The sequence below is a fragment of the Mycobacterium pseudokansasii genome (assembly GCF_900566075.1).
GTDB classification, from domain to species: domain Bacteria; phylum Actinomycetota; class Actinomycetes; order Mycobacteriales; family Mycobacteriaceae; genus Mycobacterium; species Mycobacterium pseudokansasii.
In genome coordinates, this window is record NZ_UPHU01000001.1 from 3,309,307 (window position 1) to 3,334,709 (window position 25,403).

Consider the following 25,403-nt stretch of genomic DNA (forward strand, 5'->3'; position numbering starts at 1 on the left):
TTCGCGGCCTATCGTGCTAGCTGTGCACTACCGCTGGGAACAGCTGACCGCGAGCGTGTATCGCTGCCGACTGCCGTTTTGCGACGTCACGGTCGGCCTGGTGGTGGGCCGCGGCACGGCACTGCTGATCGACGCCGGCACCACGCTGGCTGAAGCGGCCGCGATCCAGGCCGACGTCAGCCAGATCGCCCATTGCCGGGTAACACATATTGTCTTGACACACAAGCACTTTGACCACGTGCTGGGATCAGCAGGCTTCGCCGGCGCCCAGATATACGCCGCTCCCGAGGTTGTCGACTATCTGTCGTCGGCGACCGATCAGCTACGCGCCCATGCACTGCAATACGGCGCCGACGTGGTGCAGATCGACCGCGCGATCGCCGCCTTGCGGCCACCTCGGCGGGGTATCTACGACGCGGTAATCGATCTCGGCGGCCGCTCTGTCACGGTCACCCACCCGGGCACCGGACACACCACCGCCGACCTGGTGGTAGTGGTCCCGGGTGCAGCCGCCGGCGGCGAACCGGTCGTGGTCTTCACCGGCGACCTCATCGAGGAGTCCGCCGATCCGCTGATCGACGCCGATTCCGATGTCGCGGCCTGGCCTGCGACGCTCGATCGGCTCCTGGCACTCGGCGGACCCGACGCCGTCTACGTCCCCGGCCACGGCAGTGTCGTCGACGCGGAGTTCGTCCGGCGCCAGCGGGACTGGTTGAACGAGCCGGGGCGCCGCGAGCCACACTGACCTCGCGCTCCCGGGTGTGGCGACCACCGTCCGCGCGGCCTCACCGCCGCCTGTCGGACCGGGTGGACAACCACCCGGTCAGCCCGTGAATTAACCGCCCAATCCAGGGATACACTCTCTGCGTCAGCGGAATCGGGCGCACAAAGGAGCGCAAGCCCATGGCTATCGCCGAAACGGACACTGCGGTCCGTACACCATTCGAGCAAGACTTCGACAAAGAGACAGCCGAGACGCAGCGATACTTCGACAGCGCCCGCTTCGCCGGCATCATCCGGCTCTACACTGCCCGGCAAGTCGTAGAACAGCGCGGCACAATCCCGGTCGATTACACCGTGGCTCGCACCGCGGCGGCGGCTTTCTACGAGCGCCTGCGCGAGCTTTTCGCCGAACACAAGAGCGTCACCACTTTCGGCCCCTATTCGCCGGGGCAAGCGGTGAGCATGAAGCGTATGGGCATCGAGGCGATCTACCTCGGCGGGTGGGCCACTTCAGCCAAGGGTTCCACCACCGAAGATCCCGGCCCCGACCTGGCCAGCTATCCGCTGAGCCAGGTGCCCGACGACGCCGCCGTCCTGGTGCGCGCACTGCTGACCGCCGACCGCAACCAGGAGTATCTGCGGCTGAACATGACCGAACAGCAGCGCGCTGCGGCCCCGGTCTACGACTTCCGGCCGTTCATCATCGCCGACGCCGACACCGGCCACGGCGGTGATCCGCACGTCCGCAACCTGATCCGCCGCTTCGTCGAGGTCGGCGTGCCGGGGTACCACATCGAGGACCAGCGCCCCGGCACCAAGAAGTGTGGTCACCAGGGCGGCAAGGTTCTGGTGCCGTCGGACGAACAGATCAAGCGACTCAACGCCGCCCGATTCCAGCTCGATGTCATGGGGGTGCCCGGCATCATCGTCGCGCGCACCGACGCCGAGGCAGCCAACCTGATCGACAGCCGGGCCGACGAACGCGACCAGCCGTTCCTCCTCGGCGCAACCAACCTCAACATTCCCTCGTACAAAGCGTGCTTCCTGGCGATGCTGCGGCGCTTCTACGAGCTGGGCGTCAAAGAATTGAACGGCCACCTTCTCTACGCGCTGCCCGAGGGTGAGTACGCGACGGCCAGCGCCTGGCTCGAGCGTCAAGGCATCATGGGCGTGATCACCGATGCCGTCAACACCTGGCGGGAAAATGGCATGACGTCGATCGACGACCTCTTCGACCAGGTGGAGTCGCGGTTCGTGGCCGCCTGGGAGGACGACGCCGGGCTGATGACGTACGGCGAAGCCGTGGCCGACGTCCTCGCGTTCGGTGAGAGTGAAGGCGAATCCGTGGGCATGAGTCCCGAGGAATGGCGGGCGTTCGCCCGTCGCGCCTCGCTCTACGCCGCACGGACAAAGGCCAAGGAGTTGGGCGCCGACCCGGGGTGGGACTGCGAGCTGGCAAAGACCCCGGAGGGCTACTACCAGGTTCGTGGCGGCATTCCGTATGCGATTGCCAAATCGCTGGCGGCCGCACCGTTTGCCGACATCCTCTGGATGGAAACCAAGACCGCCGATCTGGCCGATGCCCGCCAATTCGCCGAGGCGATCCATGCCGAGTACCCCGACCAAATGCTGGCCTACAACCTTTCGCCATCGTTCAACTGGGACACCACCGGTATGACCGACGAGGAGATGAAGCAGTTCCCCGTTGAGCTCGGCAAGATGGGATTCGTCTTCAACTTCATCACCTACGGCGGGCATCAAATCGACGGCGTTGCAGCCGAGGAGTTCGCCACCTCGCTGCAGCAGGACGGCATGCTTGCGCTGGCCCGCCTGCAGCGCAAGATGCGCCTGGTCGAGTCGCCCTACCGCACCCCGCAGACCCTGGTCGGCGGGCCACGCAGCGACGCCGCACTGGCCGCCTCGTCTGGCCGGACGGCCACCACCAAGGCGATGGGCAAGGGCTCCACACAGCATCAGCACCTGGTCCAGACCGAGGTGCCCAAGAAGCTGCTGGAGGAATGGCTGGCCCTGTGGAGCGAGCACTATCAGCTCGGTGAGAAGCTGCGGGTGCAATTGCGGCCCCGCCGCGCCGGCTCGGATGTGCTCGAGCTCGGGATCTACGGCAACGACGGCGAGCAGCTGGCCAACGTCGTCTTCGACCCCATCAAGGACCGGCACGGCCGCAGCATCCTCACGGTGCGTGACCAGAACACGTTCGCCCAGAAGCTGCGGCAGAAGCGGCTGATGACGTTGATCCACCTCTGGCTGGTCCACCGGTTCAAGGCCGACGCCGTCTACTACGTCACGCCGACCGAGGACAACCAGTACCAGACCTCAAAGATGAAGTCGCACGGCATCTTCAGCGAGGTCAACCAGGACGTCGGCGAGATCATCGTGGCCGAGGTGAACAAGCCGCGCATCGAGGAGCTGTTGACGGCCGACCGGGTGGCGCTGCGGCAGTTGATCACCAAGGAGGGGTAGGCGTCGGTCCTGGCGGCACCATTGTCGGGCTGGCCGGCCCTGACCAGTTATTACGGCCCAGTGCCCGTGCGGAAGAAGCCCGCGAGCTGTTGCCCGACGTTCTTGACGCCGGAGTTGAAGGCCGACGTAAGAGTGCCAACCGGGCTGGTGTTGTACAGACCCGAGATGGTGTTGCCGAGATTCCACATGCCCGATTCCAGGTGCCCGACGTTGTAGTAACCCGAAATTATGCCGGGCAATGAATCCGGGACCTGGTTCCAAAAGCCTGAAATAACGGACCCCACGTTTGCGATTCCCGATACGTTTCCGTCGCCATTGTTGAAGAAACCCGACGACGGGTTCGTGGTAACGTTTCCGAAACCCGGGGTGCCTCCGATATTAATCGGGATACTGATCGGTCCTAATCCACCGTTCAGATCGACGTTCAGGGGGAAGCCACCAATGGTGATACCAGGGATGGTGAACCCACCGACTTGGCCGCTCAACGGAATATTCAAACCGAACTGCCCAATATCGAACCCAGGAATCGTGAACCCATTAACCTGGCCGCTCAACGGAATATTCAAACCGAACTGCCCAATATCGAACCCAGGAATCGTGAACCCATTAACCTGGCCGCTCAACGGAATATTCAAACCGAACTGCCCAATATCGAACCCAGGAATCGTGAACCCATTAACCTGGCCGCTCAACGGGATGCTGAAACCGAACTGCCCAATATCGAACCCAGGAATCGTGAACCCATTAAGCTGGCCGCTCAACGGGATGCTGAAACCGAACTGAGGAATATTGACACCGTTGACGACGATTGGGCCCGTGCCGCCAGTCAACGTGGGGCCAATGTCGAAGTGACTTAGTGTGATGGGGCCGATGGTGCCCGAAACGACCAGAGCGACGCTATATGGAACCGCTCGAATAGTGACATCGACTGGCACCGTCACGCCGACTGTCACAGGTATTCCGGGAACAGTGATACTACCCACGCTGATCCCGCCGACCGTACCCCCCGCATTAATACCCAGCGGAATCGTAGGAATAGGGACACCAGGCACAGAGATCGCGCCCACCGTACCCCCCGCATTAATACCCAGCGGAATCGTAGGAATAGGGACACCAGGCACAGAGATCGCGCCCACCGTACCCCCCGCATTAATACCCAGCGGAATCGTAGGAATGGGGACACCAGGCACAGAGATCGCGCCCACCGTACCCCCCGCATTAATACCCAGCGGAATCGTAGGAATGGGGACACTAGGCACAGAGATCGCGCCCACTGTGCCGATGGCATTAATACCAAGCGGAATTGCGGGTACATTAATGTCAGGCACAATAATAGGGCCTACACCGCCGGTCACATGGACGCCTAGTGGGATTGGGGGAATAGTGATTGTGCCCGAGAAGCCCGGCAAGCCCTGGAAGTCGCCCCGCCACAACAAGCCATCGCTAAAGTTGCCGGATATCAAGGCACCGGTGTTGACATCGCCGGTGTTGCTCCAGCCGGTATTCAAATCACCCGGGTTCAAGTAGCCGGTATTTGTGTTTCCCGGATTCAAGTCGCCCGTGTTGATGCTGCCGGTGTTGAAATTGCCCGTGTTGTAACTGCCCGTGTTGGCAACCCCGGTGTTGACGCTGCCGACATTGAAGAAGCCAGTGTTGGCGTTGCCCGCGTTGCCCAGCCCGGTGTTGTAGTTGCCGGAATTCCCTACGCCGAAGTTTCCGGTGCCCGAGTTGAAGAAACCAATGTTTCCGGTACCAGAGTTGCCGAAGCCGATGTTTCCGCTGCCCGAGTTCAGCCCGCCAAGCCCTAGCTGGTTGTTGCCGGTCAGCCCGATACCGATGTTTCCGTTACCTGTGTTGCCGAAGCCGAGGTTGTCGTTACCGAAGTTGCCGAAGCCGACGTTATTGCTGCCAACGTTGCCAAAGCCGACGTTGTGCAGGGCTGCCGTTAACCCCGGACCGGTGTTTGCAAACCCGAAGTTGTTACTGCCAAAGTTCCCGAAGCCGAAGTTACTGCCGCCGACATTGCCGAAGCCGAAGTTGCTGCCGCCAGCGTTGCCTGAACCAAAGTTGTAGTTGCCGACGTTTCCGCTGCCGAGGTTGTAGTCACCGACGTTTGCGCCACCCACGTTGAGGCTGCCATGGTTGGCGAAGCCAAAGTTGAAGGTTGTCCCTGCCACGCCGTCGCGCAAGATGCCCGCGAGCTGGCTGCCGGTGTTGCCGACGCCCGAGCTAAAGGCCGCTGTCGCCAAGCCAAGCGTGCTTGTGTTATAGACGCCTGAGACGGTGTTGCCGAAGTTGAAGACACCCGATGTCAACGGCCCGACATTAAAGTAGCCCGAGTTCCCCAAGCTCTGAGCAAGATTCCAGAAGCCCGAAGCTCCCGACCCGATATTGCCGATACCCGAGGCGCTACCGGGACCGCTGTTGAAAAAGCCCGATGACGGGGTGCTGGTCGAATTTCCGAAACCCGGCCCTCCTCCGATATCGACCGGAATATTGATCGGGCCGACGGGACCGGATACATGAAGGCTCAACGGGATCTGGGGCAGAGTGTAGCCGTTCGGGAACAGCGTGATGCCATTCACCGGATCACCAACAACACCACCCACATTGATACCCAACGGAATCCCAGGAAGCGTATAACCACCCGGGAACAGCGTGATGCCATTCACCGGATCACCAACAACACCACCCACATTGATACCCAACGGAATCCCAGGAAGCGTATAACCACCCGGGAACAGCGTGATGCCATTCACCGGATCACCAACAACACCACCCACATTGATACCCAACGGAATCCCAGGAAGCGTATAACCACCCGGGAACAGCGTGATGCCATTCACCGGATCACCAACAACACCACCCACATTGATACCCAACGGAATCCCAGGAAGCGTATAACCACCCGGGAACAGCGTGATGCCATTCACCGGATCACCAACAACACCACCCACATTGATACCCAAAGGGATACCCGAAATATTGACGGTTGGTGTGGTGATGCCACCGATGGTACCGGTCACCGTGATGCCGCCTACCGTCAGATCGACCGCGGAGGGGCCGATGGTACCTGGGGCGGGCGGCAAGGGAAAGATGCCGAATGTAAAGGGAGACTGGGGAATCGTAATCGGGATGACTAGCGGGTTGCTCGATAGCGATAAGCCAATCGGATTGATGCTGATTGGTTGGATATTGATCGGCCCGACGATAGCGCCGGAACTGTTGAGACCCAAGCTGATTGGCGGAATATGAATCGGCGGAACAGCTATCGGACCGACAATAGCCCCATTACTGTTAAGCCCCAAGTTGATCGGCGGAATATGAATCGGCGGAACAGCTATCGGACCGACAATAGCCCCATTACTGTTAAGCCCCAAATTGATCGGCGGAATATGAATCGGCGGAACAGTAATCGGACCGACAATAGCCCCATTACTGTTAAGCCCCAAATTGATCGGCGGAATATGAATCGGCGGAACAGTAATCGGACCGACAATAGCCCCGTTACTGTTAAGCCCCAAATTGATCGGCGGAATACGGATAGGCGGCACGGTGATCGGGCCGAGGAGGCCGGTACCGTCGAGGTCCAGTGCGGCTGGGGGAATAGTGATTGTGCCGGAAACACCGAGCCAGCCCTGGTAATCGCCTCTCCATAAGAAGCCGTTGCTGTAGTTGCCCGAGATGAGTGCGCCGGTGTTGACGTTGCCCGTGTTTGCCCAACCAGTGTTGAGGTCACCGGGGTTGAACGAGCCGGTGTTGGAACTGCCGGGGTTGAAGTTACCCGTGTTGAAGCTGCCCAGGTTGAAGCTGCCCGTGTTGTAGTTGCCTGTGTTGCCGAAGCCGGTGTTGGCGATGCCGACGTTGAAGAATCCCGTGTTTGCCTCGCCCGAGTTACCGATGCCGGTGTTGTAACTGTTGCCGGAGTTTCCGATACCGAAGTTTCCGGTACCCGAGTTTCCGATGCCGATATTCCCGGTGCCCGAGTTGAACAAACCGATATTGCCAGCGCCAGAGTTCAGCCCGCCGAACCCCCGCAGGTTGTTCCCATCCAGCCCGATGCCGATATTGCCATTGCCGGTGTTGCCGAAGCCGATGTTGCCGTTACCCGTATTTCCGAAGCCAATGTTGTTGCTGCCGGTATTGCCGAAACCCAAGTTGCTCAGGGCTGCGGTCACACCCGGACCCACGTTTCCGAAACCGATGTTATTGCTACCGAGGTTGCCGAAGCCGAAGTTGGAGCTGCCCAGGTTTGCGCTGCCGAAATTGAGGTTGCCGAGGTTCGCACTACCGAAATTGGTGCTGCCGAGATTTGCATTGCCCAGGTTGAAATTGCCGCGGTTCGCATTGCCAACGTTACCGAAACCGGCATTTGCAAAGCCCAGGCTGAAGTTGCTCATCACGCTCGGGATACTCGAGACGGCCGCTTGTGCGGCCGTCGCGATGGCCGCCGGGGCTGCGACCAGCTGAGCTGGCAGCCCCGCCATGCCCTGGACAATCTGCGCGAAGGGAGTCAACGCCGAGACGGCGGCCGAAGCCCCGGCATGGTAGGCCGACATGGCCGACACATCGACGGCCCACATCTCCTCGTAAGCGGCTTCCACCGCAGCGATGGCCGGAGCGTTTTGCCCAAACAGGTTGGAGATCACCAGCGAAATCACCTGATTCCGGTTGGCTGCCACCAGGACTGGCTGCACCATCGCCGAACGGACGGCCTCGAACTCGGCCACCATGGCTAGGGCTTGCGCGGCCGTCTGCTGGGCCTGCGCCGCCACCTCGGTAAGCCAGCCAGCGTAAGGAGCCGTCGCCGCTGTCATCGCAACCGCCGCGCGGCCCTGCCACGATCCACCGACCAGCCCAGCGGTCACCGATCCGAAAGAGGTTGCCGCCAAGGCTAATTCGTCAGCTAACTCGTTCCAGGCCACCGCGGCTGCCGACATCGCTTCCGAACCTGCACCGGCGTATATCAACGTCGAGTTGATCTCCGGTGGCAGCACTGAAAAATTCATCGCTTCGACCCTTCCCGGTGAAGCGCACTCGAGCTCTAAGACCGGTCGCCAAGAAGCCGTGCGTTGTGCACAAGCTACGCGGCGAGACAGGACGACCTATCCGGTTAATCAAAACGGTATGGGACTGTTATAGAAATGTGATGACATTTGTGAAATAACGCCTAACTTCTTTACATCGTCCGCGCTAGGCGGGGTGTTGAGTGGTCAATGTCAAGCAAAAAGTAGTTGTCGCCAGCACAAAATCGACTGGCGGCCAACCGAATTGGTCCGATGCGGCCGCGACGCAGGGCTAGCCGGCTAATCGGACATTCAACCTCGACATTATCCCCGCATACCTGTGACCCAGGCGCTGACGACGGCCCTGAGACAAGAGCGCTGACATCAGAAGATCTGTGCGGAAAGCAGAAAGAGGTTGTCCCGGGCGTCGTAGAACTTGAGGTGGCGGTCCCCCGCTTGAGACCTGCCGTGTGGTAGGTGTCGGGCGTTCCGCCAAGAACACCAACTGCAAGGGGACCACCACCGTGAAGAAGACTAACCCGGATGTTTCGTGGGGTTGACGTGGTGGCCTGATCGGGTCGGATTGTGGTTTTGGATCTTGATTTTCGGTTGGGGGGTGCGGTGGTGGGCCCGGGTCAGCGGCTTCTGCGGGGTTCCTTGGGCCCGGGTGGTCCTTTCTTGGGGTCGTGGGGACGGTTGGGTAGTTGGTCAGCCGGGTTGCAGGCGGGCCAACGCGGTGGTCAACACGTCGGCCCAGGGTGCGTGCGCGGCGAGGCGCAGCCGGGTTCGGCGGGCGTGGCGGGCCAGGCGGCCGGCGATCGAAAACAGCCGCAGCCGTAGTCGTTTGGGTTCCCAGCGCCGCGCCGGGTGCTCCTCGAAGGCCAGCATTTGGCACCAGGCGGTCAGCTCCATGGCCAGCTGCACCAATGCGCACCAGATCCGGTTTTGGTCGAATCCGTGCAGGGGGAGGTTGGCCAGGCCGGTGTCTTTGGCGACCCGGATGCGGTCTTCGCAGCGGGCGCGGCGGCGATGGCGCAGTTCGAGATCGGGCAGCTGCCCACGGGTGGTGTTGGTGACGAACGCGGTCAGCCGTAACCCGTCGCGGTCGGTGAAACGTAGCTGGGCGCCCGGATGAGGGCGTTCTTTGCGCACGATCAGCCGCATCCCCGCGGGCCAGTCCGACAGGTCAACGACCCCGGTTGCCTCGGTGACCCACGCCCCGTCACGGACCTGCCCATCAGCGTCGTAGGCCGGGGTCCACGCCGTCTGGGGAATCGCGTCGATGCCGGTGGCCATCGTCTCGGTGAGGGCAAATCCCAGCGAGTAGGACAGCCGGCGCGCGCTCAGGTAGTTGAGGAATTCGTGGGTGGCCCCGGCGGCGTCGGTGCGCACCAGAACTTTCTTGCCGACCCGATAGCCGACCTGAAAGGGCAATTGCTCCAGCGCGCACGCGAGGACCGTTTTGTGGTCGGCGGCGGTGTTAGAGCCGGCATTGCCGGCCCGCAGCAAGATCGCCAGCGACTCCCCCGTTCCCGCACTGCCGTGATCGACGAACGCACACAACGGGTGAAACCCAAAGCCACGCTTGAATGTTGGTGCGGCTTTCTCCTTCTCCGAGTGCGCGGTGACCAGGGTCGCATCCAAATCGATGATCAACGGGTGATCGGCATCGATCCCATGACCCGGCGAGGCCTGTCCAGCAGCCGCCCACGCCGCGGCACGTGCGGCGGCCCGCGCAGAGCCGATGGCCGCCAACGCTTTCGGGGCATCTGCGGCCAACGAAGTGATCAACCTCGACACGGTGGGATCGGATGCGACCGTACCGAACACCCCGGGTTCGGCGCGCAGCAGGCCGACATCAGCCAGGCAGTCCCCACCGAGCGCCAGCGCGATAGCCACATCGAGCACGATCTTGCCGGGGTCGTGGCTGGCCAGCGGTTTACGCCACGGCGCCAACGCGCCCGACAACGCCCCGGTCAGCCTCACCCGCTCGGCGGCACGCAGCAGCACAACCGCACCAGCATGCGACACGACACCGGTTGCACGACCATCCAACGCCAACGACGGGTAACACGACCTAGACTTGCCCACCAGATTGGTGCTCCGATTCTTGCGATGATCTGGTCCTTCAGCAAGCCAAATTATCCCAGCTCAGAGCACCTTTCTTCGTTCAACACACGCAATCAAGATCACTCAGTGTGAAAGCCCGAGGCTAACCAGAATTTGGCCGTGGACGCGACGGCGCCCGCGATCCCAGAACACGTCAGTGTGGCGATGGCCGAGATCGCCGAGAACATGCAGGAGGGCCTGCTGGCTTTGGCCGTGGGCGCCGGTCTGCAGGTGATGCAGATGCTGATGGAGGCCGACGTGACAGCGTTGGCTGGGCCGAAGGGCCGCCATGATGCGGCGCGGACAGCGGTGCGCCACGGCCGTGAACGCGGCTCGGTGACCCTGGGTGGTCGCCGGGTGCCGGTGACCCGCCCACGGGTGCGGGCCGCCGACGGGGCGGGCGAACTGCCGGTCGCCTCGTATGAGTTGTTCAGTTCGACGGAGATTCTGGGCAAGATGGCGATGGAGAAGATGCTCGCCGGGCTCTCGACCCGCCGTTACCCGGTCGGGCTGGAGCCGGTCGGGCAGCAGGTCACCGAAACATCCTCGGCGACAAGCAAGTCAGCGGTCTCCCGCAGGTTCGTCGCGATGACCGAGACCGCGCTGGCCGAGCTGCTCGCCGCGGATCTGTCGGGGCTGGATCTGGTGGCGTTGATGATCGATGGGGTGCACTTCGCCGAATCGTGCTGTGTGGTGGCCCTGGGTATCGGCATCGACGGGGTCAAGCATCCGTTGGCGTTGGTGGAGGGCTCCACGGAGAACGCGACCCTGGTTACCGGCCTGCTGGTGGACTTGCGGGAACGGGGCCTGGACGTGACCCGGCCGATGCTGGTCGGCCTGGACGGGTCCAAGGCGCTGCGCAAGGCGGTAGTCGACGTGCTCGACCATCCGGTCATCCAACGTTGTCAGCTCCATAAGATCAGGAATGTGAAAGACCATCTGCCGCAACGGCTTCGCAGCACCGCCGGCCGCAGGATGACCGACGCCTACCACGCCGACTCGGCGCTGGAGGCCGAGGCGGCCCTGCTGGCCCTGGCCGCCGAACTCGACCGTACCCACCCGGGCGCGGCGGCCAGCCTGCGCGAGGGCCTCGATGAGACGCTCACGGTGCTACGCCTCGGCGTGCCGCCCACGCTGGCGCGGACACTACGCTCGACGAACTGCATCGAATCGATGATCTCGGTGTGCCGCGAGCACGCCGGGAACGTCAAACGCTGGCGCGACGGGCAGATGGCGCTGCGCTGGTGCGCGGCTGGGATGGTCGAGGCCGGCAAGCAGTTCCGTCGCGTCAACGGTCACCTGCACCTGCCGGCACTACGGACCGCGCTCGAACATGAAGCCGCCAAACATGTCGGACCCGTCGCGCACAATGATCAGGTGAGCGCAGCCTGATGCTCACCGGACCGCCACCGAAGTTCCACGGGACTCGGGACATCCTCAAGCAGAAAGGGCCAACTTGAGCCCGGAATCGATCCGGTTATCACAGCTTTCCAGTTATGAAACAACTAGCTGAGGCGATGCCAGCGGCCAGATTGCGCGGAGCCGCGGGCGATGTCGGGAAGGCAGGGAATAAGACCTTCCGCGATCTATCACGCGGCCAGACCAACCCGACCTGCGGTTTACGCCGGGGCAACTGGGGGTATGCGGCGCATGCCTTGAACCGAAAGCCTTGAACCGAAAGTGAGAAGCTGATGACAAGACCAGCCAGGACAGCATTCGCGGTTTTCGGTGGCGGCGCCATGCTGGTCATGGCTGTGGCCTGCGGTGGCGGCGGCAACAAGGGACCCACCAGCAGCACGACGCCGTCGACAACGACAACGACCGCCCCATCCAGCCTGCCTCCGTCGGAAACGTCCCCGGCACCGGGTGGGCCGTCCGGCAGCGGCGTTCCCGGCGGTGGTGGCGGCATCCCCGGCGGACCCACCGGCGGCGGCGGACCGGGCGGCGGTGGCGGCAGCATCCCGGGCGGACCCACCGGCGGCGGCGGACCGGGCGGTGGGGGCGGCACCATTCCCGGTGTCGGCGGAGGCGGCGGCGGACCGGGCGGCGGTGGCGGTTGCATCGGCAACATCTGCGGTGGCTACCCGTGATGGCGCGCCGTCGTTGACTCCCGTCGCGGCCTGAGACCGGTCGGCAACGGTTAAGGTTCGCTTCAGGCGGATCGCAAGGGAGCATCGACATGGCCAAGCTCAGGTTCGGATATTTCATCGCCCCGTTCCACCGCGCGGGCACCAACCCGACGCTGGCCTTGCAACGCGACCTCGAATTCGTCGAACATCTCGACGCCCTGGGCTTCGATGAAGCATGGATCGGCGAGCATCACTCGGCGGGCAGCGAGATCATCAGCTCGCCCGAAATCTTCATTGCCGCCGCCGCAGAACGAACCAAACGGATCCGACTCGGCACCGGGGTCATCTCACTCGCCTACCACAACCCACTGTGGGTCGCCGACCGGTTGATGCTGCTGGATCACCTCACCCGTGGCCGGGTGATCGGTGGTATGGGTCCGGGTTCGCTGCCCACGGATTCGTCCATGATCGGGTTGACGCCCACCGACACCCGGGAGCTTCTGGAAACCAACCTCGACATCGTCGTCCGGCTGCTGGCGGGGGAGACCGTGACCGCCAAAACCGCCACGCACCAACTCTTCGACGCCAAGTTGCAGCTCGCGCCGTATTCCGAGGGCGGCATCCCGCTGGCGGTCGCCGCGGTCGCGTCACCGACCGGCGCGCGGCTGGCCGGCAAGTACGGCGTCGGGCTGTTGTCCATCGGTGCGACGCTGACCATCGAGGGTTTCAATGCGCTGTCGTATCACTGGGGCATCGTCGAGGAACGCGCCGCAGCGTTCGGCACTCGGGTGGACCGCAAGGACTGGACGCTGGTGGGTCCCTTCCACCTCGCCGAGACCGATGAGCAGGCCCGTGCCGACGTGAAATTCGGTATCGAGCCCTGGTTCCGCTATTTCCAGAAGATTGCCGCTTTCCCGCAGATGACCATGTCGGGAGACCGGCTCGACGAAATGATCGACATGATCAATGAAAATGGGGCCGGTGTGATCGGCACCCCCGATCGGGCGCGGGCGCAGGTGCAGCGGTTGTGGGATCAGTCCGGCGGATTCGGCTGCATGCTGCAAATGGGTCACGAGTGGGCCAACCCGGCGGCGACCAAGCGCTCCGCCGAATTGTTTGCCGCCGAAGTAATGCCGCACTTTCAAGGGCAGGCGCAACCGACCCTCGACGCCGCCGCGCGCGCCGGCGAGGTGCGTGACGACCTCGCACGCACCCAGCTGCAGGCCATCGAGCACATGACCAAGAAGTATCACGATGAGGTCAGTTCGACCGCGCGACCCGAAAGTCGTTGAGCCAAGCCCACAATGCTACGGTGCGGTACCGGACTCGCGTTCGCCTGCCTTCACCAGCCGGCCGGCGAAGAACTTGACCGCGCCGCCCAGTGCCGCCCGCATCGCCGGTCCGGTTCCGCGGATGCCCTCGGTAAACGAGCCGCTCCAGCGGATATCGGTGCCGCCCGACGCATTCGGCGTGAGGACGACCTCCGCGTGGTAGTCCTTGGCCGGTGTCCGGGGCGCGATCAGCCGGTAGGCGTGACGGCGATCCTGCTCGTACTCGACGGTCTCCTCCTGCACCAGCACCGGCCACATGCCGACCTTGCGGACGGCTCCGATCCCGCCGGGCGCCGGATCACCTTGGCGCGCCCAACTTGATTGCAGGACGATGGGTTTGGCCCACTCTGACCATCGCCCACCGTCGGTCACGAGCCGGAACAGTGTCGCGGCCGGCGCGCTACTGGACTTGGTGACTTCGAAGGAGAACTTCCGTCCCGGCATATCCGACTCCCGCCCCGACAAAACTGACCTGGCTGACGGGTACCCTACCGCGACACCGCCTGCGGAGCGCCTCGGGCAGTCGCGGGGCAGCGAAAACAATGCCGCGGCGGCGGCGCCGGGGCATACTCACGATGTGCCGAACGCCGAAACTGTCTCAGTTCCAGCCGCGCTGTCCCAAGCTGACGTCGACGCGGCGTTACGCCTGATGAAGCCGCTGCGAATACTGATCAAGCCCAAGGTCTATGGCATCGAGAATGTGCCGACCGAACGTGCATTGCTGGTGGGTAACCACAACACGCTCGGCTTGGTCGACGCGCCGTTGCTGGCCGCAGAGCTCTGGGAGCGCGGCAGATTGGTCCGATCCCTCGGCGACCACGCCCACTTCAAGGTTCCGGGGTGGCGCGACATGCTGACGCGGATGGGAGTCGTCGAAGGCACCCGCGAGATTGCCTCGGAACTGATGCGCCGCGGCGAACTGGTCATGGTGTTTCCCGGCGGCGCCCGTGAGGTCAACAAGCGCAAGAACGAGCAGTACAAGTTGGTCTGGAAGAACCGACTCGGGTTCGCGCGGTTGGCAATTCAGCACGGGTATCCGATTGTGCCGTTCGCTTCGGTGGGAGCCGAACACGGCATCGATATCGTGCTCGACACCGATTCCCCCCTGCTGGCGCCGAGCCAGTTTCTGGCTGCCAAGCTGCTCGGCACGCCCGACGGCCCACCGCTGGTTCGCGGCGTGGGGCTGACCCCGGTACCGCGACCCGAGCGGCAGTACTACTGGTTCGGCGAACCGATCGACACCACCGAGTTCGCCGGACACGAAGCCGACGACAACGCTGCCCGTAAGGTGCGCGAGCGTGCGGCCGCCGCGATCGAGAAGGGCATCGAACTGATGCTCGCCGAGCGCGAAGCCGACCCGAACCGATCCCTGGTGGGCCGCCTCTTCCGATCAGACGCTTGAAAGCCCAAGCAACCAAACCGATTTACCCGGTCCGCGGCACCGTGATTTTGCCCGCGGCACCGCGCAGCCCGGCGAACAACGGATTCCATCCGATGACACGATCCGAGCGGTCGGGTCGGTGATGACGACGAAGGGGATATGGCGACCGTGTTGCGCGGCATGAACGCTCAAGCTGAGGTGTCGCTGTCTCCTTCCGCGACCGCGATTCCGGCCAAGCCCGGCCACGCCCGGGCAGGTCGTGCCGGCAAGCGACACAGGTGGGGGCCCCTGTTGGCGGTCGCGTTGCTGCTCGGTGGGTGCGCTGGCCAGCACACCGCCGTCAGCTCCTCGACCACCACCACCGCGACCGGCGCCGCCAACTCCGGCGTCAGGGTCCGCAGTCAGGCCGTGTTGGACGGCGCCGTCAACGCCGAGGAGCCGGGTTGCTCGGCTGCGGTGGGCGTGGAGGGGAAAGTGGTCTGGACGGGAGTTCGGGGTATCGCGGACCTGGCGAACGGCACCAAGATCACCGCCGACACCGTTTTCGACATCGGGTCAGTGTCCAAGCAGTTCACCGCTACCGCGATCCTGTTGCTGGTCAATGCGGGGCGGCTAGCCCTGGGCGACCCGCTGGCCCAGTACGTTCCCGACCTGCCGGACTGGGCCGCCACCGTGACGGTGGCCGAACTGATGCACCAAACCAGCGGCATACCCGACTACATCGGACTGCTCGAAGAACAGGGATATCAATCAACCGACCGGACCACCCAGGCTCAAGCGCTGCAAGCGTTGGCCGCGGCGCCGGAGCTGGGATTTCGCCCGGGCGCCCACTTCGAGTACTCCAACTCCAACTACCTGCTGCTGGGTGAGATAGTCCGGCGGGTGTCGGGCCATCCGCTGCCGGAATTCCTGAGCACCGAGGTCTTCCAACCGCTCGGGCTGGCCATGGTGGTCGATCCGGTCGGCAAGATTCCCGAAAAGGCCGTGTCGTATGACAAGGGCGACAACGGTTCCCAGTTCCGGGTGCTGGACTCGCCATGGGAGCAGATCGGTGATGGGGCCATCCAGACCACGCCCAGCCAACTCGTGCGATGGGCGGACAACTACCGAACCGGCACGGTGGGTGGCCCCAAACTGCTCGACGAGCAGCTGGCCGGGGCGGTGGAAACCGAGCCCGGCGGCGGCGACCGCTACGGCGCAGGCATCTTTTCGCGCGCCGACGGCACGCTCGAACACAGCGGCAGCTGGGCGGGGTTCATTACCGAGTTCCGTATCAGCAGCGACCGCCGGACCGCGGTGGCCGTCAGCTGCAACACCGAAAAGCAGGACCCCGAAACCATGGCCGACGCACTGGGGCGTCTCTGGATGTAGCTTCGAGGCAATCACCATTTCAACCCGATGCGTCATTCCCAAGCGCCGCGCGCGGTAGGCATAATCATTCAGTTATGGCGAAACCGTCCGTCTTGACCACCGACAATGGCCTGCCGTCCGGCGTGAAAGGTGCCTGCGATTCCCGTTTCGCCGGACTCATCCGGGCGTTTAACGCGCTGTTTCCCGGACGGATGTTCGGCGGCGGAGCGCTGGCGGTCTACATCGACGGTGTGCAGGTCGTGGACGTCTGGACCGGTTGGTCGGATCGGCGTGGCAAAGTGCCATGGACGGCCGACACCGGGGCCATGGTGTTTTCGGCGACCAAGGGGTTGGCCGCGACGGTAATCCACCGCCTGGTCGACCGTGGGCTGCTGTCCTATGACGTGCCGGTCGCCGAATACTGGCCGGAATTCGGGGCGAACGGCAAGTCCGAAGTCACGGTCAGCGACGTGCTGCGGCATCGGGCCGGGTTGTCACACCTCAAGGGGGTGGGCAAGAAGGAAGTGCTGGACCACCTCCTGATGGAGGAGAAGCTGGCCGCGGCGCCGCTGGACCACACCCACAAAAAGATGGCGTATCACGCGGTGACCTACGGATGGTTGCTGTCCGGTCTGGCCCGGGCGGTGACCGGCAAGGGCATGCGGGAGCTGTTCCGTGAAGAGCTCGCCCTCCCGCTCGACATCGACGGTCTGCATCTGGGCCGTCCGCCGGCCGATTCGCCCACCACGGCGGCGCAGACGCTGTTACCGCAGGCGAATATCCCCACGCCGGTGCTCGACTTCGTTGCGCCGAAGGTCGCCGGGCTGTCGTTTTCCGGGTTGCTCGGTTCGATCTACTTCCCGGGCATCATGTCGATGCTGCAGGGCGATATGCCGTTTCTCGACGGCGAGCTTCCGGCGGTCAATGGCGTGGTCACCGCGCGTGGGCTGGCCAAGGTGTACGGCGCGATCGCCAACGACGGCGTCATTGACGGGACCCGGCTGCTGTCCTCTGAGTTGGTCAGCCAACTGCGCGGAAAGCCCAATCTGACACCGGATCTGAACCTGGGGATACCGTTCAGCTATCACCACGGCTACCAGTCGTCGCCGGTGCCGGGACTGCTGCCCGGATACGGCCACATCGGTCTGGGCGGAACCCTTGGCTGGGCCGACCCGGACACCGGCAGCTCGTTCGGCTACGTGCACAACCGTCTGCTGACGCTGTTGCTGTTCGATGTCGGATCGTTCGCCGGGCTGGCGCCGCTGCTGAGCAGCGCCATCTCGGCCGCGCGTCGCGCCGGGCCGCTCGAGGTGCCCCATCTGGGTGCGCCCTACCGGGAGGCCGACGAGCAAGAGCCCGCGTCATAGCGGCTCGTCAGCCGATGACCGGGTGCGGTGCCGGGACCTCGACGACGCCGAAGTTCGTCGCCCAGGCCGTGCGGTAGTCGCTCCATGTCGGTGTCAGGCGGCCGCGGCTGACGCATCGCGGCTCGTAGTGCACACACCGTTCGGCCGAGGCCACGTGCGCCTCTTCGTCGACGACGGTCACCGATAGCAGCATCTCGACGGGCTTGCCGGCCTGCACGGTCAGCAACAGGGTGGTTCCGGTGAGCCGGTAGTGCGCGATCGCGCCGCCGCCCAGGTCTACCTGCCCGCTGGCCGCCCCGAGCGCGGTGCCGTCGAGTTGCCACTTCGCCTCCAGCCCCGGACCGAAACCCGTTGCGATGGCGTCGAATCGGCCCTGCGGACGCATCGGCCGCACCACGGTTCCGGCGAATGTGCCGATGCGCCGATCGATGAGAGGTAGCGCGCGAATGGCGTCGTTCACGGTGTCGGCGCCCTTGACCGCCGGGGGAGCGGCGGCCACGGCATCCAGCGCCGCACGCAACTGGTTGCAGGGATCACGCTGCGTCCCGACTGCGCTGGCGCGCAATGCCGGCGAGGGCGCGAAAACCGCCGCGCCCGGCTTGGCGACCTCGCCGAACGTGCCGAAAACGCTCGGCGGACAGGTGAATCCGCCGACAATCTGAACCGAGGCGAGCGCTTTCTCCCAGGTGATGTAGCGGAACCGGATGTGGTCGAGGGTCACGTCGACGGCTTGGACGGCCGCCCACCTGCCTTCGTTGGTGCGCACGCCGTAGATGCGCAGCGATTCCCTAAACGGGTTGCCGAACAGCAGCCCGAAGGGGTCAACGGTCGCCAGGTCGGCGAGGGGTATCGGGTTGGGAGCGTCGTAGGCGTAGCCGTAGACGGCCGCGCGGTACAGGCCGTCGAAGTCGCGCAGGCCCGTTCGGGCCCAGCGGGCACCGCATACCGCCCGCACCGTCCGGTCGAACGCACCGCCGAGCACGGTGAGGTCGCCGCTGGGCATGTCGCGGACGCCGACTCGGCCGCTGTCGAGGTCGAACGACGAACCGTTGGGCACGACGACGGTGCCGGCTGCGCGCACCGGGGCGGTGTCGATGGGCCGGATGCGGCATCCGATCTGCACGTCGTCGATGTGCGCGTCGCTGAACACGATGTTGAAGCCCACCGCGGGGATGTTGACCGGGACCAGCAGCTGGTTCAGCGCGTCGGTGATGTGTGCGGCGACGCTGTTGATGGTGCCCTCGATCACCTCTTCAGCGATGTACATGATGAGCGGGACCAGCACCGCGCCGACGATCACATAGATCACGGAGGGGAGCAGCGCCCCGAGCAGTGCGCCGATCACCGCCCCCGCCACCCAGCAGTACCAGGGGATGTCGACGTCGACGTTGGGATCGTCCGCCTGGACCTGCACGACGAGTTGGCCGCCGGCGACGGCGATGGTGATCTTCGCCCCGACGGTGCCGGTGGCCGCATAGCAGAAGCCCGACTTGGTGATCTTGACCTGAACGTGCAAGGCGCCGTCGTCACCCGCGGTGATCGACAACCCGGTCAGATCCACCTCGTTGTCCTCGTCGATGCGCACGGTGCGGGTCAGCGTGCAGTTGGTGAACGCGCCGCCAAGGTTCAGCGCGCTGTCGATCATCGGGCTGATGACCCGGCAGATCCAGCCCATCGACGCGACGATCCCCCCGTTGCCGCCCCCGGTGATGAAGTTCTGGGTAAACGCCGACTTGTCGCCGGGGCTGCCACCGCCGAACGTGACCAGGAACGCCGACGCGTCTTTGTCGGCCGGGGAGGTGTCGTCGACGATGTGCACGTCGGCGTTCTTCATTGCGGTCGTGGTGCTGGTGGCGTGGTCGACGGGGAACGGCACCAGCGGGATCAGTTTGACGTTGTTCCGCAGGAAGGCGGCGAACAGTCCGTCGAGGCCGGGGATCGGGAACCCCGCCACCGCGATCTCGGTGAGCCACAGCTTCTGTTCGAGATCGATTCGCACCAGATCGATTCCGTTGGTGCTGGTGTCCACGTCAACGCTGGCGACGATGCGCAGCGCCCCGACTGTGCCGGCGTCGCCGAGCAGTACATGGATGTCGACGACGTCGGTCGCGCCGGGCGGGAGGCCACCCGGCCGGTCGAAGGAGACCGTCACCGAAAAAGGCGTGGCCGGGTCGAGATGGATGCCGAGGCCCCCCAGGATGGTGCCCAGCAGAAAGCCGCCGGTGTCGAAGACGACGCTCAGTAGCTGCTGATAGGCCTGTTCGGCGAATTCGACGACGAGGTCGTAGCCGTGTGTCTGTTCCCCCGACATCACGCCCTCCTTATCTGGCCACCAGTGGCCTAGCCGGTGAATCGGATGTTGACGTTGGCGGTGATCACCTGTCCGTTCGGCAACCGGAACGCCCGTGGCCGGTGCAGGTCCGGGGCGTCGCCGGTCAGCGACGCCGCCTTGAGTCGCTGTTTGATGATCGGCGGGACGTCGATTTTCAGCGCCGCCAGTGTGGCCAGCGGGTCGGTGGCGAACTGCCGGGCGACCTCCGGTTTGGCCAGCGCCGCAAGGATGGTGCGCTCCGACCGGTGCAACTGCTCGAACTCGGCGCGCAGCCGCGGGCCGAGTCCGCCGATCACCGGGCCGAACGCACTGCTGTCGGGGCGGTTCGGTTGCTGCGATTCGTTCGATGTCATTGTTCAGGCCTATGCCAGCCGGCGGCGTTTGGCAAGGGGTAGCAGTCAAAACTGTTGGCACACAACGTCGGGCAGCCTCGTCGTACCGGCGGCCGTCGTTATCGGTCAGCGTCGTGGTCGGCGATGACACCGTTGATGATGGCCCGGACAACCGCTGCGGCGTGCGGGTCGTCGGCTTCGAGGTGGCTGCGCAAACTAATCAGGGCCTTCCACAACGCCCACCCGCGGCCGCGGGCCCAGGTTGCGGCGTCGATGTCCAGCGCGCGGCGAAATATCGTTCGGCTGCCCGCGTCGAGGTGGGTCCAGGCCAGGACGGTGTCACACGCGGGGTCTCCCACACCGCAGAGCCCGAAGTCGATGACCGCGGTGAGGCGTCCACGCCGCGTCAGCAGGTTGTCGGCGGCCATATCGCCGTGAAACCAGCACGGTTCGCCAGCGCGGGTGCTGCCGATGGCGACGGCCCACACCGCTTGCGCGCCGGCGACGTCGATTTCACCACCGAGCTCGTCGATGGCGGCGCCGGTTTCCTCGGCGTACACCGATACGGGTGCGCCGCGAAAGAAGTTGTGCGGCCCGGGTTCTGGACCGTCGCCGGGATCGATGTGGTGCAGTGCGCGCAGGAAGTGGCCCAGCGCATACCCGATCGGGCCCCAGTCGGTGACCGCCTCTTCCGCGGTGGCGCCGTCGAGCCAACGGTATACCGACCAGGGATAGGGATAGTGAAATGCGGGTCTGCCCATCGCGACGGGTTGGGGTATGGGCAGCGGCAGCCGCGGCGCCAGCCGGGGCAGCCAATGCTGTTCTTTGGCGACCTGTTCGGCATACCGATCACCAGTGGGCAACCGGATCGACAGCTCCTCGCCGAGCCGGAAGGTGCGGTTGTCGACACCTTGGCGGGCCACGGGCGTGAGGGCAAGTGACGACCAGTGCGGGAACTGACTGTCCACGAGTCGGCGAGCCAGCCGGGCGCTGATCTCGTCGACCGGGTAGCCGGTCGTGTCGTCAGAGCACATAGGGCGCAATCAGCAGCGCAGCGCCGAACACCGCCGAACCGATCAGGAAGGCCACGACGGTAAACCCCATCACCTGGCGGACATTGAGCTTCGCGATGGCCAGCAGCGGCAGCAGCCAAAACGGCTGGATCATATTCGCGACCGCTTCGCCGACGGCGACGGACATCGAGATCAGCCCAAGGTAGGCCGGTGAGTGCTGGCCGATCGCAAGCGCCGAGTCAACCGCGACGGGCCCCTGCACGGCCCAGTGCCCGCCGCCGGACGGCACGAACAGCGAGATGACGATCGAACCGAGAAAGGTCAAGAACGGCAGGGTGTATTGGCCGGCGCCGGTCACCAGGGCCGCCGCGAGCACCGTCTGCAGCGGCTTGCCCGATCCAGCCGGTACATAGCCCAGCAGACCGACGATCCCGCCGTACAGCGGGTACTGCAACAGCAGCGGGCCAGACACCCTCGCCGCACCGGAAAACGCTCGGATGAACCGGATCGGTGTGCGGTGCAGCAACGCACCGGTGACGGTGAACAGCATGACCATCGACGAGATGTTCAACGCAAACCCGCTCAGCCAGAAGTAGGTGATCCCGGCGGCGAAGACGGCAACGTTGAGAATCCACAAGTTTTCCAGCCACTCGGCAAACGTGCGCTTGCCCGCGGGCGGGGCCCAGACGGGCTCCTCGTCCTCGAAAACGGCCGGGTCGGGCTCGAGGGGCTGCGCCGGCTCCATCCGCCGGATCGCGAGCGCGAGCAGCACCAGCACCACGATCACGGCCACCCAGCTGTAGGGCTGGAAAATCGTCAGCTTCAGCGGCACCACCATGCCGGTCAGCTTGTGTATCACGTTGATCGGACTGCTGACATCGGTGTTCGCCAGCGCAATCGACGACGACAGCCCCTGCGTCCAGACGATGAAGCCCATGAACGCCGCGGCGACGAGATAACCGAAATGGGCGCCCGCAAGCCGTTTGGCAACCTGGCGGGCGACCAGCGCCCCCGCGACCAGACCGAGCCCCCAGTTCAGCAACGAAAGGACGGCGCTGACACCGAAACACAGCAGAGCCGCCCCCACCTGGTTCGTCGGCTTGCTCGCCACCCCGATGATGGCCCGCTTGAGAATCGGCGCCTCGGCGAGCGTATAGCCCGTCACCAGGATCAGTACCATCTGGAAGGCAAAGGTGAAGATGTTCTGCGATCCCCACACGCCGGCGTACCACGCCTTGAGCACGCCGGCCGGCGTCGCGCCGTCGACCAGCAGCGCCACCAGCGGGACCACCAGGACGGTCAGGATGACCGCGAACAAATACGGATCCGGCATGAGGCGTTCGACATACCGAACGCACAGCGCGGTGAGGGGCTGCAACACGCCGCGCCGCCCGGTCTGTTGGTCCCGTTCCGTCGTCATTGGGTCACCCTTGCCTAGACCTTGCCCAGACCTGCCTAGACCAACTCGTCGACCACCAGCCACACCAGAGCGGCGGCCGCCAGCAGCAATCCGCCTATCACGGCTGTCTGCACAAACCCGGACTGACGGTGCAACCACGCACGCGCCTGCGTGAAGCGCCAGTCGGTCCACGCATAGGCACGTGCGGCCCAATCAGCTTCGACCGCGAGCAGCCGAAACGCGACCAGCAGGGCCGGGATGCCCAGCTCGGGAAGCAGCACGATCAGCGGGATGGAGGCGATGAGCAACGCGCCGGCGAGCACGGCCAGGGATACGCGCACCACCGTCGGCCGGGACCGGCCGCGCTCGCGATATGCCAGCACGCGGCTCAGCGCCTCGTCGCGGGTGACGGCCCGGGCGCGCTGGTCGACTGGGTCCATGGCTACTCCTGGCTTACGCGATCGGCGAGCGGGTTCCGCACGGACTCTAGTGGACCGGTTGCCGCGGCGAGTTCCATCGAGCCACCCGATCGGTGGCCGAGGCCACCGCTGCTTGCCGTGTCAGCCGTGCGCCGGTGCATAGACTGCCGCGTATGAACGACGGTTCCCCGCAGGGCTCCCGGGCTCCAGAAGGCCTGCTGGAGATCGATGACTGCCTGGCAGCCGACGGCAGTATCGCCTTGCCGCCCGGCACCACCCTGATCTCCCTCATCCAACGCAATATCGCCAATGTCGGCGACGCCATCGCGTATCGCTATCTGGACTACACCCGTTCCGCTGAAGGTCAGGCCCTTGAGGTGACCTGGGCGCAGTTGGGGGTGCGATTGGCGGCCATCGGTGCGCAGATCCAACAACTCGCCGGCAACGGCGACCGGGTCGCGGTCCTGGCGCCGCAGGGCATCGGCTACGTTGCGGGTTTCTACGCGGCGATCAAGGCCGGAACTATCGCGGTGCCACTGTTTGCCCCGGAATTGCCCGGCCACGCCGAACGTCTCGATACCGCACTTCGCGACTCGGAGCCCACGGTCGTTCTGACGACGGCGACAGCGAAGGCCGCCGTGGAGGGCTTTCTGGCCGGCCGGCCGCACCTGCGAAAGCCCCACGTCATCATCATCGATCAGATCCCGGATTCGGCAGGGGAGCAGTTCAGTCCGGTCGAGCTGGACATCGACGCCGTGTCCCACCTTCAGTACACCTCGGGCTCGACACGGCCGCCCGTCGGCATCGAGATCACTCACCGCGCCGTCGGCACCAACCTGGTGCAGATGATCCTGTCGATCGACCTGCTCAACCGCAACACTCACGGCGTCAGCTGGTTGCCGCTCTACCACGACATGGGCCTGTCCATGATCGGCTTCCCAGCGGTGTACGGCGGGCACTCAACCCTGATGTCGCCGACCGCGTTCGTGCGTCGGCCGCAGCGGTGGATCCATGCGCTGGCCGCGGGGTCGCGGACCGGCCGGGTGGTCACCGCGGCGCCGAACTTCGCCTACGAGTGGACCGCCCAGCGCGGCCTGCCCGCCGCGGGCGAGGATATCGACCTGCGCAACGTCGTGCTGATCATCGGATCCGAACCGGTCAGCATCGAGGCGATCACGACATTCAACAAAGCGTTCGCGCCCTACGGACTACCGCGGACGGCGTTCAAGCCCTCCTACGGCATCGCCGAGGCGACGCTGCTCGTCGCGACCATCGACCACGCCGCCGAAACGACAGTGGTCTACCTCGACCGGGAACAACTGGGCTGCGGTCGTGCGGTCCCCGTCGCGGCGGATCACCCCAACGCCGTCGTGCAGGTGTCGTGCGGTCACGTCGCTCGCAGTCTGTGGGCGGTGATCGTCAACCCCGAAACCGGCGCCGAGCTGCCGGATGGTCAAGTCGGCGAAATCTGGCTGCAGGGCGACAACGTCGGCCGCGGCTACTGGGGGCGGCCGGACGAAACGCGCCACACCTTCGGCGCCAGGCTGCAAGCGCAGCTCGGTGAACACAGCCGCGCCAACGGCGCTGCGCTCGAAGGGAATTGGCTGCGGACTTCAGACCTGGGCGTCTACCTCGACGGTGAACTGTACGTCACGGGGCGGATCGCCGATCTCATCACCATCGACGGCCACGACCATTATCCGCAGGACATCGAAGCCACCGTCGCGGCGGCATCGCCCATCGTCCGGCGCGGATATGTGACGGCTTTCGCGGCGCCGGCCAACGAGCTGCCGGATGCGGACGATGCGGACGACACCCGTCCCCGGTTGGTGATCATTGCCGAACGTGCGGCGGGCACCAGCCACGCCGACCCGCAACCGGCGATCGAGGCGATCCGGGCCGCGGTTGCCGAACGCCATGGTCTGTCGCCCGCCGACGTGCGTTTCCTCCCCGCCGGGGCCATTCCGCGCACCACCAGCGGCAAGCTGGCTCGCCGGGCCTGTCGTGCCCAATATCTCAGCGGCGTATTGGGAGCGCACTAGCTCCTCCGAGAGTCGGACCTGGCAGCGTCAACCCATGGAAATCCTTGTT

The 25,403-nt window shown here is 64.8% G+C and carries 17 protein-coding genes; 9 read left to right on the forward strand and 8 right to left on the reverse strand.

Annotated elements, in window-relative coordinates; genetic code table 11:
• The first annotated feature begins 22 nt into the window (after positions 1-22).
• A complete protein-coding gene (locus EET10_RS15060) occupies positions 23-745 on the forward strand; it encodes an MBL fold metallo-hydrolase (protein ID WP_036405304.1) in 723 nt (240 codons plus the stop codon).
• Between the two features lie 158 nt (positions 746-903).
• Positions 904-3,204: an isocitrate lyase ICL2 gene (gene aceA, locus EET10_RS15065; RefSeq protein WP_063468133.1), complete on the forward strand. Its 2,301-nt coding sequence runs from the start codon at positions 904-906 to the stop codon at positions 3,202-3,204.
• Positions 3,205-3,254: 50 nt separating this feature from the next.
• Here aceA and EET10_RS15070 read toward each other — a convergent pair whose 3' ends face one another.
• Together EET10_RS15070 and EET10_RS15075 are read right to left on the reverse strand one after the other, a co-directional pair.
• A complete protein-coding gene (locus tag EET10_RS15070) occupies positions 3,255-8,213 on the reverse strand; it encodes a PPE family protein (protein WP_122502259.1) in 4,959 nt (1,652 codons plus the stop codon).
• Positions 8,214-8,918: 705 nt separating this feature from the next.
• Entirely contained in the window at positions 8,919-10,301 is a 1,383-nt protein-coding gene (locus EET10_RS15075; RefSeq protein ID WP_036400547.1) for an IS1380 family transposase, read from the reverse strand.
• Between the two features lie 132 nt (positions 10,302-10,433).
• On the opposite strand from EET10_RS15075, the gene EET10_RS15080 reads away from it, so the two are divergent.
• The 3 genes from EET10_RS15080 (at position 10,434) to EET10_RS15090 (ending at position 13,680) form a co-directional block, all read left to right on the forward strand.
• Positions 10,434-11,711, forward strand: a complete 1,278-nt coding sequence (locus EET10_RS15080) for an IS256 family transposase (protein ID WP_122502260.1) — start codon at positions 10,434-10,436, stop codon at positions 11,709-11,711.
• A 299-nt stretch (positions 11,712-12,010) separates the two neighbouring features.
• Positions 12,011-12,409, forward strand: a complete 399-nt coding sequence (locus EET10_RS29630; protein ID WP_063466499.1) for a hypothetical protein — start codon at positions 12,011-12,013, stop codon at positions 12,407-12,409.
• Between the two features lie 89 nt (positions 12,410-12,498).
• Positions 12,499-13,680, forward strand: a complete 1,182-nt coding sequence (locus tag EET10_RS15090; RefSeq protein ID WP_122502261.1) for an LLM class flavin-dependent oxidoreductase — start codon at positions 12,499-12,501, stop codon at positions 13,678-13,680.
• 15 nt (positions 13,681-13,695) lie between these two features.
• Here EET10_RS15090 and EET10_RS15095 read toward each other — a convergent pair whose 3' ends face one another.
• Positions 13,696-14,163, reverse strand: a complete 468-nt coding sequence (locus EET10_RS15095; protein WP_036405310.1) for an SRPBCC family protein — start codon at positions 14,161-14,163, stop codon at positions 13,696-13,698.
• A 205-nt stretch (positions 14,164-14,368) separates the two neighbouring features.
• On the opposite strand from EET10_RS15095, the gene EET10_RS15100 reads away from it, so the two are divergent.
• From EET10_RS15100 to lipD, 3 genes are all read left to right on the forward strand, one after another.
• Positions 14,369-15,121 (forward strand): lysophospholipid acyltransferase family protein, encoded by a 753-nt coding sequence (locus EET10_RS15100; protein WP_244601957.1) that lies wholly within the window; start codon positions 14,369-14,371, stop codon positions 15,119-15,121.
• A gap of 138 nt (positions 15,122-15,259) precedes the next feature.
• On the forward strand, positions 15,260-16,471 hold the full coding sequence (locus EET10_RS15105; RefSeq protein WP_246013641.1) for a serine hydrolase domain-containing protein: 1,212 nt from the start codon (positions 15,260-15,262) through the stop codon (positions 16,469-16,471).
• 74 nt (positions 16,472-16,545) lie between these two features.
• Positions 16,546-17,817: a lipase LipD gene (gene lipD / locus EET10_RS15110; protein WP_036405312.1), complete on the forward strand. Its 1,272-nt coding sequence runs from the start codon at positions 16,546-16,548 to the stop codon at positions 17,815-17,817.
• Positions 17,818-17,824: 7 nt separating this feature from the next.
• On the opposite strand, the gene EET10_RS15115 is transcribed toward lipD, so the two are convergent.
• The 5 genes from EET10_RS15115 to EET10_RS15135 all read right to left on the reverse strand — a co-directional run bounded on the left by EET10_RS15115 (position 17,825) and on the right by EET10_RS15135 (position 23,333).
• Positions 17,825-20,128: a hypothetical protein gene (locus EET10_RS15115; protein ID WP_063466501.1), complete on the reverse strand. Its 2,304-nt coding sequence runs from the start codon at positions 20,126-20,128 to the stop codon at positions 17,825-17,827.
• A gap of 29 nt (positions 20,129-20,157) precedes the next feature.
• Entirely contained in the window at positions 20,158-20,502 is a 345-nt protein-coding gene (locus EET10_RS15120) for a hypothetical protein (RefSeq protein WP_036405315.1), read from the reverse strand.
• 98 nt (positions 20,503-20,600) lie between these two features.
• The gene (locus tag EET10_RS15125; protein ID WP_036405317.1) at positions 20,601-21,515 is read right to left on the reverse strand and encodes an aminoglycoside phosphotransferase family protein; all 915 of its coding nucleotides are present in this window, start codon (positions 21,513-21,515) and stop codon (positions 20,601-20,603) included.
• On the reverse strand, positions 21,505-22,914 hold the full coding sequence (locus tag EET10_RS15130; RefSeq protein WP_122502262.1) for a TIGR00366 family protein: 1,410 nt from the start codon (positions 22,912-22,914) through the stop codon (positions 21,505-21,507). Before EET10_RS15130 ends, EET10_RS15125 begins: the two co-directional genes overlap by 11 nt.
• 35 nt (positions 22,915-22,949) lie before the next feature.
• Complete coding sequence (locus tag EET10_RS15135; protein ID WP_122502263.1) at positions 22,950-23,333, reverse strand: hypothetical protein; 384 nt, start codon at positions 23,331-23,333, stop codon at positions 22,950-22,952.
• Between the two features lie 152 nt (positions 23,334-23,485).
• Between EET10_RS15135 and EET10_RS15140 the strand changes: the two genes are divergently transcribed.
• Positions 23,486-25,354 carry a fatty acyl-AMP ligase gene (locus EET10_RS15140; protein ID WP_036405321.1) on the forward strand — a complete coding sequence of 623 codons (1,869 nt, stop codon included), beginning with the start codon at positions 23,486-23,488 and terminating at the stop codon, positions 25,352-25,354.
• The last annotated feature ends 49 nt before the right edge of the window (positions 25,355-25,403 follow it).